Origin of the sequence: Aquabacterium sp. NJ1, from assembly GCF_000768065.1 — a bacterium.
GTDB lineage: Bacteria > Pseudomonadota > Gammaproteobacteria > Burkholderiales > Burkholderiaceae_C > Aquabacterium.
On record NZ_JRKM01000001.1, the window covers coordinates 4,603,643 to 4,616,140 of the forward strand.

The window sequence follows — 12,498 nt, forward strand, 5'->3', positions numbered from 1 at the left end:
ATCGTCATGAAGATTTTTTTCGACCTGCTGCCCATCATCCTGTTCTTCGCCAGCTTCAAATGGGCTGAAGGGCACAAGGCACAAGCTGCCCTGTGGATGAACCAGTACCTGGGCTTTGCCGTGTCCGGCGGCACAGTGGGCGTCACCGAGGCGCCGGTGCTGCTGGCCACCGTGGTGGTCATCGTGATGACGCTGCTGCAGATCGTGGTGCTCAAGGCGCTGCGCAAGCCCGTGGACAAGATGCTCTGGGCGGGCCTGGTGATCGTGGTCGTGCTGGGTGGCCTGACCCTGTGGTTCCACGACGAGACCTTCATCAAATGGAAGCCCACCGTCATCTACTGGCTGATGGCCGGCGGCTTCTTTGTCACCGAGATCGTGCTGGGCCGCAAGATGCTGGCGCAGATGATGGGCGGGCAGATCGATGCCCCCGACACCGTCTGGCGAAACCTGGGCTGGGCCTGGGTGCTGTTCTTCGTGGGGATGGGCGTGCTCAACCTGTGGGTGGCGTTCAACTTCCCGCTGGACACCTGGGTGAACTTCAAGATGTGGGGCAGCCTGGGCCTCACCCTGGGATTTACCCTGGCGCAGGGCCTGTATCTGGGGCGCCACATGGTGCCCGAGAAGGCCGGTGAATCAGACTGAACTTATTGTCACGAAAGGGCTCCATCATGAGCAGTGCCTCCATCACCGCCAGCCAGCTGGAAGCCGCGCTGTGCAAGGCTTTGCAACCCGAAGCCTGCACCGTGACGGACGACAGCGCGCAGCACGCGGGGCATGCAGGCGCCAATGGCACGGGCTTTGGCACGCACTTTTCGGTGCATGTCCGGGCCCGTTGCTTCAACGGTTTGTCACACGTTCAGCGTCATCGGCTTGTGTATGATGCCCTGCGCGATTTGATTGCCCAGGGTGTTCATGCGCTGGTCATCAAAGCCGAGCCCGTCTGAATCTTTCTTAAAAGCTTTATCTGCTCACCATGAAGACTTCTCGTATCGCCAAGGCAGCCATGCTGGCCGTGTCGCTCTCGCTGGCTGCTCCGCTGGCGTTCGCGCAAAACATCGCAACCGTCAATGGCAAGGCCGTGCCCAAGGCACGCGTGGACGCCATGCTCGAACAGATCCTCAAGCAACAGCAGCCTGGCCAGCCCGCCACGCCCAAGACGCCTGAGCTGGAGCAGAAGGTCAAGGACGAAATCGTGCTGCGCGAAATCTTCCTGCAGGAAGCCGAGCGCCGTGGCCTGCAGGGCACCGCCGACTACAAGACCCAGATGGAGTTTGCCCGCCAGTCCATCCTGATCCGCGCGCTGTTCCAGGACTTCGAAAAGAAGAACCCCACGACCGACGCTGAAGCCAAGGCCGAGTACGACAAGATCAAGGCTGCCAACGGTGACAAGGAATACCGGGCTCGCCACATCCTGGTCGAGAAGGAAGAAGACGCCAAGGCCCTGATCGCTCAGATCAAGGCTGGTGCCAAGTTCGAAGACCTGGCCAAGAAGAACTCCAAGGACCCTGGCTCCGCCGAAAACGGTGGCGATCTGGATTGGGCCAACCCCGGCAACTACGTGCCTGAGTTCTCGCAAGCCCTGACCAAGCTGCAAAAGGGCCAGATGACCGACACCCCGGTCAAGTCGCAGTTCGGCTACCACATCATCAAGCTGGAAGATGTGCGCGAGACGAAGTTCCCCAGCTTCGACGAAGTCAAGGGCCAGATCATCCAGCGCCTGAACCAGGCCAAGCTGGCCAAGTTCCGCGAAGAGCTGAAGGGCAAGGCCAAGACGGACTACAAGTTCGGCAACTGATCTGACTGGCGCCCAAGAAAAAGCCTGCACCGATGTGCAGGCTTTTTTCATTTGGCTTTGCTGCGGTTCAGGCCTTCTTGCGGAAGACCAGATCCCACACGCCATGGCCCAGGCGCAGGCCTCGGTTCTCGAACTTGGTCAGCGGCCGGTAGGCGGGCTTGTCTGCGAAGCCTGATGCGGTGTTGACCAGCTCAGGATTGGCGCCAAGCACTTCCAGCATCTGCTGGGCATAGGGCTCCCAGTCGGTGGCGCAGTGCAGATAGCCACCGGGTGCCACGCGGGTCAGCAGTTTGGCCACAAACGGTGCCTGGATGAGCCGGCGCTTGTTGTGCTTCTTCTTGTGCCACGGGTCGGGGAAGAAAATGTGCACGCCAGCCAGCGAGTTCGGCGCGATCATGTGTTCCAGCACTTCAACCGCATCGTGGCGGACCAGGCGCAGGTTGTTCAAACCCATCTCGCCGATGTGCTTGAGCAGGGCGCCGACGCCTGGTTCATGCACTTCACAGCCGATGAAATCCGTGCCTGGCAAGGCTTGGGCAATCTTGGCCGTGGCGTCACCCATGCCGAAGCCGATTTCCAGCACGACCGGGGCTTGACGGCCAAAGGTCGCGGCGAAGTCCATGGGTTGAGCTGTGTAGGGCAGCACAAAGCGTGGGCCCAGTTCCGTCAGCGCACGTGCCTGGCCTTCGGTGGTGCGGCCTGCTCGCATCACATAACTGCGGATGGCTCGAGGGTGTGCCGGGCCGGCCTCGGCGACTTCAGTGGTGGCGTCTGCCGGTGGGGTGGTGGGGTCGCTGCTGGACATGCGCAAATCGGGTTCGAAAACAAGTCAAGGGCGAGAGTGTGCCTGAAGTCTTGACGTTCTCGTGCACCAGCTGCCTATGTGATTTATGCACGCTTGCATATTTTTCAGATTGCCCTTTCCCCTCATATATGGATTGATCGGGCCCTGTGCGTATTTCACGAGCGTTGCTTTTAATTGCAATTGATGGGGGTCTTCGCTAGGTATGGATGCCACCTGTTCAAGGGGAACCGATGCATGATTGATCCAACAGACACGCATTCGAGGAGTTATTCTCGTGAACACCATCAAATACTCGTTTAAGGCCGCCGGCATTGCTGCCGTCACCACCTTGGCCATGTCCACCTCGGCGCAGGCCTTGACGCTGGACACTACCTTCCTGCAGGCCAACTCTGTGTTTGCACTTTCGCAAGACGCGATGGACGCCATGGGTGCTGCCAGCACCAGCATGTCAGCGTTGGGCAATGCCACGGCAGCGAATTCAAGCTCCACGGCATTCAACTTGCCAGTGACCAAGGTGGATGTTTCGCTGGGCCTGCCACCGTTCTCGCCGCTGGTTTCGCCCAACTGGGGTGATGCAACCGGCTCCGCGTTGGCTATTACCCGCGGCTCACGGTCGGTGGTATTGGCCAATTTCGTGATCGATTACTCAAAGGACCTCGTTCTGGCCGATATTACGGCCAACGGCATCACGACCAAGAATACCTCCCTGTATTCATTCACGGCCACCGATTTGAAAATCGGGCTCAACGGCTTGACACTCAATATGCACCAGCAATTGAGCAACCTGGTATTTACCGATACGGCCCTGACGTCCTTCACATCGGGTTTGAACCTGAGCAAGGCACTGCTCACGCCACTCAAGACCATGGACTTCGGCACCATCACGATCGACATCAATGGTGCGCTGCGCTCGCCGGTCAATGCCACGCCCTACACGGCGGCCGTGCCTGAGGCGCCTCCCGCTGCGATGCTGGGCCTGGGGCTCTGCGGCATCGCAGTGGTCGCTCGTCGCAAGATGAAGGCCTGAAAACGACAGCCTGGAAAGCACCCGCCTGGCTTGGGGTAAACTGCGCAGCCATCGCGGGTGTCGTTCAATGGTAGGACTCTTGCTTCCCAAGCAAATAACGTGGGTTCGATTCCCATCACCCGCTCCAGATGCCAAAAGGCCGGTCAACTGACCGGCCTTTTTTCCGTCCATGACGCGCTCGTGTCGCTACCTCATTGGTTCAGGTATTCGCGCTTGTACAGACGCGGCAGGAAGTAGGGCAGCATCTGGAACTCGCGCAGCGCGTGGGAGCCCAGGTCGTCGTTGAAGGTGGGGTTGATGATGAGCGCCAGCGCCGTGTTGACAAAAGTGCTGGTCAGGATCACGCCATCGCCGCCGGCGTTCGGGCGCCATTGGTGCACCAGCGCGTTGCTGGGCAGGATGCCGGCGAGCAGTGTCAAGTCAGTTCGGGCATAGAAATAGGCCGGGTCGATGATGTCGGCCGGAGGTGCAATGGCCTTGGGGTCGGCGCCGGTGATGTTGAGTGTCATCGTGTGCTTGCCGATGTATTCCTTGGCTTTTTGCACGGCACCCACGTCGTACTGCAGGTCCGGGCTGTTGGGCGGCACCGTCCACTCGAAGGACACGTGATCGATCGGTTGCCACAGGCGGTAGCGGGCCGTGTTGCCGATGTGGTCCCACCACCAGGACAGCATCTGCGAGTCGATGCCCTTGATCTCCTGCACGATGGTCAGTTTCATGTTCAGGTTCTTGTCGATCGGGCCGGCGCTGTAGTAGCCGCGCTTTTTGAGCACCGCATTGAAGTAGCGCGTGTTGAGCGCATCCATCAGGTTGGGCTGCAGCCCGGCCAGCGTCTTGCGAACATGCGCCACATAGGCTTGGGCCAAGGCCGGGTCCGCTGCCATCGTGGCCTGGATCGTGAACAAGCTGTCGGCGAACGTGCTGCCGACGGGGTTGTACTGGATCAGCACGGTGAACGGTGGCTTACCGTCTACCGACACGTTCTGGGCGAGAAAGCTGTAGGGTTTGCTGCCCAGGAAATTGTCGGACGCCACCCGTCCACGCATGGTCTCCGGCTCGAGGTAGGTGACCTCCAGGCAGTGCGTGGCGCCGCCAAAGGCCTCAACCGAGCGGTAGCGCGCACCTGCGGAATAGCCCAGGTGCTCTGGGCTGGAGGGCGCCTGCAACCAGGAGAAGGACTTGTTCTCGCCGTTGGCGCCCACCAAAAGCGCCTCATCCATATTGTCCCAAAGCCAGCTGAAGGCCTCGGGGCGCACCGCCTTGACGGTGAACTGCGTGTAGGCGCCGCTTGACTGTGCTTGAGCCTCGCCTGGCAGCCCTTGCGCCAGGTAGGCTGGTTGAAACAGGCTGGCGGCTGCGCCCGCGACGAGGCAGCGTGCGGCGGTGGCCAAGGGGCGGGCTAAGATCGAAAGACGATGAGGGGTCAGCATGGGGGCTCCTGTTGCGGCTCTACTCTTGTAGAGGATGTCTGAACTCTACGTTTGTAGAGTTTGGCGTGCATCATTGCAAACCCTTGGTAGACCGCCGTTGAGCGGATGTTCTGAATGGAAAGAGACCGCAAGACCGTGATCGCCGACGCCGCCATTGCCTTGTTGGCGAGCGGTGGCTCAAAGGGGTTGACGCACCGGGCTGTGGATGCACAAGCAGGCCTGCCCGCGGGGTCAACTTCGTTTTATTGCCGCACCCGTCAGGAGTTGCTGACTCTGGCGCTGCTGCGGCATGCGGCGCTCGACATGGCTGACCTGCAGGCAGACGCGCAGCGGATGTCCCGGCTTGAGTGGCGCGCGGATGATTTCATCGATCTGCTGACCGAGCGTGTGGCGGATTGGTTGTCCCCGGCCAAGCGGACTCGGTTGTTGGCCCGCTTCGAACTGTTCATGATGGCCTCGCGAGACCCGGAGCTGGCGGCCATCGTGACGCAGCAGCGGCAGCATTTCCTGGCGGCCACCGAGGTGGCGCTGAGCCGGGCCGGGGTGGCTGATCCCGCCGGCCTGGCGCCCATGGTGCTGGTGACGGTGGATGCGCTCTTGCTCGATCAGATCAGCGCCAGTGGCCCCATGCTGTCACGCGCGCAGCAGCAAGCGATGTTCAGCATGGTTCTCAACAAGGGTGGGCTGCGCTAGGCTGGCTGGTGTGCCTCGCCCGCCTGGCGCAAAAGCTTACCGGTCGAGCCCGCCCAGGCAGATGTACTTGGCCTCGACGTAGTCGTCCATGCCCTGGCGCGCGCCTTCGCGGCCCAGGCCGGATTGTTTGACGCCGCCAAACGGCACCTCGCAGGTCGAGATCAGGCCTGTGTTGACGCCCACCATGCCGTACTCCAGCCCCTCGCTGACGCGGAAGATGCGGCCCACGTCACGACTGTAGAAGTAGCTGGCCAGGCCGAATTCGGTGTTGTTGGCCAGGGCGATGGCCTCGGCTTCGGTCTCGAACTTGAAGACCGGTGCCACGGGCCCGAAGATCTCTTCGCGGGCCAGGCGCATGTCGGCCGACACATTGGCCAGCACGGTGGGTTGGTAGAAATGGCCGCCTGGGATGTCCACGCGCGCACCACCGGTCACCACCTGGGCGCCCTTGCTCAGCGCATCCGCCACCAAGGTTTCAACCTTGGTCAGTGCCTCGGCTTCGATCAGCGGGCCTTGGGTCACGCCGGCTTCAAAGCCATTGCCCACCTTCATCTGCCTGACCTTCTCTGCGAGCTTGGCCACGAAGGCGTCGTAGACGCCGGCTTGCGCATACAGGCGGTTGGCACACACGCAAGTCTGGCCGGCGTTGCGGTATTTGCTGATCATGGCGCCCTCGACGGCCGCGTCCAGATCGGCGTCATTGAAGACGATGAAGGGCGCGTTGCCCCCCAGCTCGAGCCCGAGCTTCTTGACCGTGGGCGCGCATTGCTGCATCAGGATGCGGCCGACCTCGGTCGAGCCGGTGAAGGACAGATGGCGCACCGTGTCGCTGGCGCACAAGACCTTGCCCACGGCAATGGACTGGGTTGCGTCGGCGGTGATGATGTTGAGCACCCCGGCCGGCATGCCGGCGCGCTGGGCCAGTTCGGCCACCGCCAGGGCCGACAGCGGCGTGGCCTCGGCCGGCTTGATCACCACGGGGCAGCCGGCGGCCAGGGCAGGGGCCACCTTGCGGGTGATCATGGCAATGGGAAAGTTCCAGGGCGTGATGGCCGCGCACACGCCAATGGGCTGGCGGATCACGAGGAAACGCTTGCTCGGGTCGGTGCTGGGCACGGTTTCGCCGTACACGCGTCGGGCTTCTTCGGCAAACCATTCGATGAAGCTGGCGCCGTAGCCCACTTCACCCTTGGCCTCTGCCAGGGGCTTGCCTTGCTCGGCCGTCATGATGCGGGCCAGGTCATCGGCGTGCTGATTCAACAGGTGGAACCACTTCATCATGATCGCGGCGCGGGCCTTGGCCGTCATGGCGCGCCAGGCAGGCCAGGCGCGGTTGGCTGCGTCAATGGCCGCGTTGGTTTCGGCGGCGCCCAGGTTGGGCACTTCGGCCAGCCTGGCACCGGTAGCCGGGTCGGTCACGGCAAAGCGTGTGGCACCGTCCACCCATTGGCCGTCAATCAGGGCCTGGGTCTTCAGCAGGGAAGGGTCTTGCAGGGATGCCAGCGGCGAAGTGGTGTTGCTCATCTTGTCTGTCCTCGAATCCTTTGTGGGCCCCAGGTCCAACACGGGGTGGCCCGTTGCGAACGGCGTTGAAACGGGTCTGGTTTGATTCGCCATGATAGGGCGCCTCAAACCTATAATCTCGGGTTCCGCCCGTCTGCGCGCATGCGGTGGCTCGCACCCGCCACAAGCACCGCCCAGACTAAGGCAGCCCGACATCTGATTCGAGCGACAAGCAGAAAGCCCTCATGAAAGCCGCTGATATCCGCAAGACCTTCCTGGAGTACTTCCAGTCCAAGGGCCACACCATCGTGGCGTCCAGCCCCGTTGTGCCGGGTGATGACCCGACCCTGCTGTTCACCAATGCGGGTATGAACCAGTTCAAGGACGTGTTCCTGGGCTTTGACAAGCGCCCCTACAGCCGCGCCACCACCTCGCAGAAGTGCATCCGCGCGGGCGGCAAGCACAACGACCTGGACAACGTCGGCTACACGGCGCGTCACCACACCTTCTTCGAGATGCTGGGCAACTTCTCGTTTGGTGACTACTTCAAGCACGATGCCATCAGCTTCGCCTGGGAACTGCTGACCGAGAAGTTCAAGCTGCCCAAGGACAAGCTGTGGGTCACCGTCTATCAGGAAGACGACGAGGCTTACGAAATCTGGAACAATGTGGTGGGCGTGCCCGCCGAGCGCATCGTGCGCATCGGCGACAACAAGGGCGGCCGCTACATGTCCGACAACTTCTGGATGATGGGCGACACCGGCCCTTGCGGCCCTTGCACCGAGATCTTCTACGACCACGGCCCCGAGATTGCCGGCGGCCCTCCCGGTAGCCCTGATGAAGACGGTGACCGCTACATCGAGATCTGGAACAACGTCTTCATGCAGTTCAACCGCACCGAAGACGGCGTGATGCACCCGCTGCCCAAGCCATCGGTGGACACCGGCATGGGGCTGGAGCGCATTGCCACGGTGCTGCAAGGCAAGCACAGCAACTACGAGATCGACCTGTTCCAGGCGCTGCTGGCCGCGGCCAAGACGGCGGTGGACGCCGCTGGTGGTGGCGACGTGGATGCGTCCAGCCCCAGCCTGAAGGTGATCGCCGACCACATCCGCGCCTGCTCGTTCACGGTGGCCGATGGCGTCATCCCCAGCAACGAAGGTCGCGGCTACGTGCTGCGCCGCATCACCCGCCGCGCCATCCGCCACGGCTACAAGCTGGGCGCCCGTACCCCCTTCTTCCACAAGCTGGTGTCGGCCCTGGTTGAGCAGATGGGCGATGCTTACCCTGAGCTGCGCCAGAACGAAAAGCGCATCACCGATGTGCTGAAGACCGAAGAAGAACGCTTCTTCCAGACCATTGCCCACGGCATGGAAATCCTGGAAGGCGCGCTGGCATCGGGCGCCAAGCAGGTGGATGGCGAAACCGCCTTCAAGCTGCACGACACCTACGGCTTCCCCGTTGACCTGACCGCCGACGTCTGCCGCGAACGCGACGTCACCGTGGACCAGGCTGGCTTCGACGCCGCCATGGCCCGCCAGCGCGAGCAGGCCCGTGCCGCCGGCAAGTTCAAGATGGCAGCCGGCCTCGAATACAAGGGCGTGGCCACCGGCTTCCATGGCTACGAGCACCTGACGGTGGACGCAGCCAACGTGACGGCCATCTACGTGGACGGCGCTTCGGTGCAGCAAGCCAATGCTGGTGAAGACGCCGTCATCGTGCTGGACCACACCCCGTTCTACGCCGAGTCCGGCGGCCAATGTGGCGACAGTGGTGACCTGCGCAACGCCACCAGCCGCTTCATCGTGGAAGACACGCAGAAGATCCAGGCCGATGTGTTCGGCCACCACGGCCGCGTGGTTGAAGGCGCCATCAAGGTGGGCGACAAGCTCAATGCCAAGGTCGATGCCGAGCTGCGCGCCAAGACCGTACGCAACCACAGCGCCACCCACCTGATGCACAAGGCCCTGCGCGAAGTGCTGGGCGATCACGTGCAGCAAAAGGGCTCGCAGGTCACGGCCGACCGCACCCGTTTCGACTTCGCCCACAACGCCCCGATGACGGACGAAGAGATCCGCGAAGTGGAGGAGCTGGTCAACGCCGAGATCCTGGCCAACGCTGAGGCGCAAGCCCAGGTCATGGCCCTGGATGACGCCCAGAAGTCCGGCGCCATGATGCTGTTCGGCGAGAAGTATGGCGAGACCGTGCGCGTGCAGACCATCGGCTCCTCCAAGGAGCTGTGTGGCGGCACCCACGTCAAGCGGACCGGTGACATCGGCCTGTTCAAGATCGTGGCCGAAGGTGGTGTGGCCGCCGGTGTGCGCCGCGTCGAAGCCATCACGGGTGCCAGCGCGCTGGCCTATACCCAGAACCTGGAAACCACGCTCAACGGCGTGGCTGCCCTGATCAAGGCGACTCCGCACGAGGTGCCGGCCCGCGTGGCCGCCGCCATGGACCAGATCCGTGCGCTGGAAAAGGAAATCGCCGCGCTCAAGGGCAAGTTGGCCTCCAGCCAGGGCGACGAGCTCATGGCCCAGGCTGTCGATATCAAGGGTGTCAAGGTGCTGGCCGCTCAGCTGGAAGGCGCCGACGCCGCCACGCTGCGCAACACCATGGACAAGCTCAAGGACAAGCTCAAGACCGCTGCCATCGTGCTGGCTGCGGTAGAGGGCGGCAAGGTCCAGATCGCCGCGGGCGTGACGGCAGACACCATCGGCAAGATCAAGGCCGGCGAGTTGGTCAACTTCGTGGCCCAGCAAGTCGGTGGCAAGGGCGGTGGCAAGCCGGACATGGCCATGGCCGGTGGCACCGATGCAGCTGGCCTGCCCAAGGCGCTGGCCAGCGTGCAGGGCTGGGCCGCAGACAAGCTCTGATCGGCCTTGAATGGCGGTGTGGGGGCTGCCTGATCAGGCGGCGGCGCTGACCACCTGGTTGCGCCCGCCCGCCTTGCCCTGATACAGCGCCTCATCGGCGCGCACAATGGCTTGCTCGGCATCCTCGCCGGGCTCGATCGTGGCCACCCCCAGGGTCACCGTGATCTTGATGGGCGCCCCCCCATTGGCCTCGATCAACTGGCCTTCGACTTTGCGGCGAATGCGCTCGGCCACCAGCCGGGCGCCTTCCTGATTGGTGTCTGGCAGCACGGCCATAAACTCTTCGCCACCCCAGCGGGCGACGAAGTCGACGTCGCGCATGCAGCTTTCCAGCGTCCGGCTCACGGCCTTGAGCACAGCATTGCCGGCCTCATGCCCGGCGGATTCATTGACGGCCCTGAAGTGGTCCAGGTCGCACAGCACGAAGGACAGAGGGTGATCCCCGCGGCGCATGCGGCTCTCCTCACGGCGGATGGCCTCCGTGATGGCGCGGCGGTTCTTCAACTGGGTCAGCGCATCGGTCTGCGACATCTCGCGCAGCGCTGCGGCGGTCTTCTCCAGCAGGTAGAAGTAGTAGCCGGCAAACGAAATCAACATCACCATGATGCCGATCACGTTGAAGTAGTGCAGGCCTTCCACAACGAAGTCCGGCAGCACATTGGCTGGCGCACGGTGGCGCAAGACAATGTCCAGGCTCAGGTAGGTCAGCATCAGGCCCAGCACCGTACCGGCCTTGAGCGCCAGGGGGCGGATGGAGCTGATCACCGCGGCAGGGATCATCAGCAGGATGTAGTAGTGAAAGCCGGTGTCCCAACCGATCACGGTCACGGCGAGCACGGCATGTGCCAGCACGCTCAGCACAGTCACCGTCCAGGCCTGTGCAACCCGGTCACGGCGCGCCAGCTGGAATACAAAGCCATAGCTCAACACGCTGGCAACGCTCACATAAGCCAGCGCCGACACATCGGCCCAGAAGAACAGCGCGCAAAACGCAAGATGCGTCAGGCCGCAGATGAGGGCCACACCCTGCAGCAGGGAACGAAACGCGTCAGCCTGCATGGCATCCAAACCATGCCAGCTCTGGTGGGGGGGGGCCATGGTGGAGGAGGACAGGGCCATGCCGGGACTTTTTGCATTGAGCATCCCTGGATATCGGAATGTGGCAAGAGCGACTTGAGTCGCGCGGTTCGTGAGCTAAATCACGCATGCGCCATTGCGTTGGCGCACGAATGTGTGCGTTTGTCGCGGCGACACCCTTGCTGTCACACCCAATCCTGTGCGCATGAGGGTATGCAGGGCTAAATTAACAACACCGAAGAACCGATCTGAAGGTGATGAACATGAGCGCAAACAACACCAAACACGATGCCGTGCATCCCATCATTCCCCGCGAAAAGCTGGACTTTGGTCTGGATGGCGATGTGCCCAAGTACTGGTTCGGCGGCGACGCCTACAAGAGCCGTTTCTGGGACGCGTTGTCGGTCATCTTCCCTCCCGGCGAAAAGTTCTTCATGACCTGCGTGCGCGATTTCCGCGACCGCATCAGCGACCCCAAGCTGCTGGAAGACATCCAGGGCTTCAACCGTCAGGAAGCCCAGCACACCCTGGTGCACCGCCAGGACAACGACCGCCTGCGCCGCCAGGGTGTGGACGTCGACAAGCTCACCAAGTACGTCGACAAGATGCTCAACGTGGACTACCGCAAGAAGTACAGCCGCGAGTACACGCTGTCCATCACCTCGGCCCTGGAGCATTTCACCTCCATCATTGCCCACAGCCTGTTTGACAAGCGCGATGTGATGAAGGAAGCCGACCACCGCGTGCGCGCCATGTACGCCTGGCACGCCATCGAGGAAGTCGAGCACAAGGGCGTCGCATATGACGTGATGGAAGACTACGCCAAGGTGGGCTACTGGATGCGCATCTGGGGCTTGGTGCATGCCTCCGTCATGTTCCCGATCACGATCTTCACGATCCAGCGCCAGTTGCTGATCCATGACGGCTTCAACGCCTGGCAGCGCGCCAAGCTGATGGCCAAGGGCACCTGGTGGTTGTTCAAGCCGGGCGGCCTGCTGCAGCCCATGGCCAAGCACTACTGGACTTATTACAAGCCCGGCTACCACCCCTGGCAGGAAACCGAGCAGCACGGCTACGAAGAGTGGCTGGCCGCTTTCAATGGTTCCAAGGACCCGGTCAAGGCCAGCGAACAGATGCGCCACGATCTGGCCCTGTCCGCCTGACGAACGCGCCTGAATTGGGATGCAAAGGCCTCTTCGGAGGCCTTTTTCGTTTTGGTTTGATGTGTCCTGAAAAGCCCGGAAACCTGGTGGAAACACCGAGTCAGGGCTGTCGTGCAGGAAACCCTGCTGTCA

At 62.4% G+C, this 12,498-nt stretch carries 11 protein-coding genes and 1 tRNA gene; 8 read left to right on the forward strand and 4 right to left on the reverse strand.

What is annotated here, in order from left to right:
- The first annotated feature begins 6 nt into the window (after window positions 1–6).
- Genes JY96_RS19845 through JY96_RS19855 form a run of 3 tightly spaced genes read left to right on the forward strand, consistent with a single transcriptional unit; the run spans window position 7 to window position 1,795 of the window.
- Complete coding sequence (locus JY96_RS19845; RefSeq protein ID WP_035040035.1) at window positions 7–642, forward strand: septation protein A; 636 nt, start codon at window positions 7–9, stop codon at window positions 640–642.
- A 26-nt stretch (window positions 643–668) separates the two neighbouring features.
- Window positions 669–944 carry a BolA family transcriptional regulator gene (locus tag JY96_RS19850; RefSeq protein WP_035040037.1) on the forward strand — a complete coding sequence of 92 codons (276 nt, stop codon included), beginning with the start codon at window positions 669–671 and terminating at the stop codon, window positions 942–944.
- A 29-nt stretch (window positions 945–973) separates the two neighbouring features.
- Window positions 974–1,795 carry a peptidylprolyl isomerase gene (locus tag JY96_RS19855; protein ID WP_052162784.1) on the forward strand — a complete coding sequence of 274 codons (822 nt, stop codon included), beginning with the start codon at window positions 974–976 and terminating at the stop codon, window positions 1,793–1,795.
- Window positions 1,796–1,862: 67 nt separating this feature from the next.
- Here JY96_RS19855 and trmB read toward each other — a convergent pair whose 3' ends face one another.
- Entirely contained in the window at window positions 1,863–2,600 is a 738-nt protein-coding gene (trmB, locus tag JY96_RS19860; RefSeq protein ID WP_035040039.1) for a tRNA (guanosine(46)-N7)-methyltransferase TrmB, read from the reverse strand.
- 274 nt (window positions 2,601–2,874) lie between these two features.
- Here trmB and JY96_RS19865 point away from each other — a divergent pair, with 274 nt between their 5' ends.
- The gene (locus JY96_RS19865) at window positions 2,875–3,627 is read left to right on the forward strand and encodes a hypothetical protein (RefSeq protein WP_035040042.1); all 753 of its coding nucleotides are present in this window, start codon (window positions 2,875–2,877) and stop codon (window positions 3,625–3,627) included.
- A gap of 53 nt (window positions 3,628–3,680) precedes the next feature.
- Window positions 3,681–3,754 (forward strand) — tRNA-Gly (locus tag JY96_RS19870).
- Between the two features lie 64 nt (window positions 3,755–3,818).
- Here the strand turns inward: JY96_RS19870 and JY96_RS19875 are convergent.
- Complete coding sequence (locus tag JY96_RS19875; protein ID WP_152606592.1) at window positions 3,819–5,057, reverse strand: DAPG hydrolase family protein; 1,239 nt, start codon at window positions 5,055–5,057, stop codon at window positions 3,819–3,821.
- A gap of 114 nt (window positions 5,058–5,171) precedes the next feature.
- On the opposite strand from JY96_RS19875, the gene JY96_RS19880 reads away from it, so the two are divergent.
- Window positions 5,172–5,750, forward strand: a complete 579-nt coding sequence (locus JY96_RS19880) for a TetR/AcrR family transcriptional regulator (RefSeq protein WP_035040047.1) — start codon at window positions 5,172–5,174, stop codon at window positions 5,748–5,750.
- 36 nt (window positions 5,751–5,786) lie between these two features.
- On the opposite strand, the gene JY96_RS19885 is transcribed toward JY96_RS19880, so the two are convergent.
- Window positions 5,787–7,274 carry an NAD-dependent succinate-semialdehyde dehydrogenase gene (locus JY96_RS19885; protein ID WP_035040049.1) on the reverse strand — a complete coding sequence of 496 codons (1,488 nt, stop codon included), beginning with the start codon at window positions 7,272–7,274 and terminating at the stop codon, window positions 5,787–5,789.
- Between the two features lie 224 nt (window positions 7,275–7,498).
- Between JY96_RS19885 and alaS the strand changes: the two genes are divergently transcribed.
- A complete protein-coding gene (alaS, locus tag JY96_RS19890; protein WP_035040051.1) occupies window positions 7,499–10,126 on the forward strand; it encodes an alanine--tRNA ligase in 2,628 nt (875 codons plus the stop codon).
- Between the two features lie 33 nt (window positions 10,127–10,159).
- On the opposite strand, the gene JY96_RS19895 is transcribed toward alaS, so the two are convergent.
- Window positions 10,160–11,245, reverse strand: coding sequence for a diguanylate cyclase (locus JY96_RS19895; RefSeq protein ID WP_052162785.1), 1,086 nt, complete (start codon window positions 11,243–11,245; stop codon window positions 10,160–10,162).
- A 221-nt stretch (window positions 11,246–11,466) separates the two neighbouring features.
- Here JY96_RS19895 and JY96_RS19900 point away from each other — a divergent pair, with 221 nt between their 5' ends.
- Window positions 11,467–12,366 (forward strand): metal-dependent hydrolase, encoded by a 900-nt coding sequence (locus tag JY96_RS19900; protein ID WP_035043788.1) that lies wholly within the window; start codon window positions 11,467–11,469, stop codon window positions 12,364–12,366.
- Window positions 12,367–12,498 lie beyond the last annotated feature (132 nt).

What these genes read in the sequence shown, in the direction of transcription:
- JY96_RS19845 (WP_035040035.1), top strand. Translation starts at nt 7, where the DNA reads ATGAAGATTTTTTTCGACCTGCTGCCCATCATCCTGTTCTTCGCCAGC.
- JY96_RS19850 (WP_035040037.1), top strand. Translation starts at nt 669, where the DNA reads ATGAGCAGTGCCTCCATCACCGCCAGCCAGCTGGAAGCCGCGCTGTGC.
- JY96_RS19855 (WP_052162784.1), top strand. Translation starts at nt 974, where the DNA reads ATGAAGACTTCTCGTATCGCCAAGGCAGCCATGCTGGCCGTGTCGCTC.
- trmB (WP_035040039.1), bottom strand. Translation starts at nt 2,600, where the DNA reads ATGTCCAGCAGCGACCCCACCACCCCACCGGCAGACGCCACCACTGAA.
- JY96_RS19875 (WP_152606592.1), bottom strand. Translation starts at nt 5,057, where the DNA reads ATGCTGACCCCTCATCGTCTTTCGATCTTAGCCCGCCCCTTGGCCACC.
- JY96_RS19880 (WP_035040047.1), top strand. Translation starts at nt 5,172, where the DNA reads ATGGAAAGAGACCGCAAGACCGTGATCGCCGACGCCGCCATTGCCTTG.
- JY96_RS19885 (WP_035040049.1), bottom strand. Translation starts at nt 7,274, where the DNA reads ATGAGCAACACCACTTCGCCGCTGGCATCCCTGCAAGACCCTTCCCTG.
- alaS (WP_035040051.1), top strand. Translation starts at nt 7,499, where the DNA reads ATGAAAGCCGCTGATATCCGCAAGACCTTCCTGGAGTACTTCCAGTCC.
- JY96_RS19895 (WP_052162785.1), bottom strand. Translation starts at nt 11,245, where the DNA reads ATGGCCCTGTCCTCCTCCACCATGGCCCCCCCCCACCAGAGCTGGCAT.
- JY96_RS19900 (WP_035043788.1), top strand. Translation starts at nt 11,467, where the DNA reads ATGAGCGCAAACAACACCAAACACGATGCCGTGCATCCCATCATTCCC.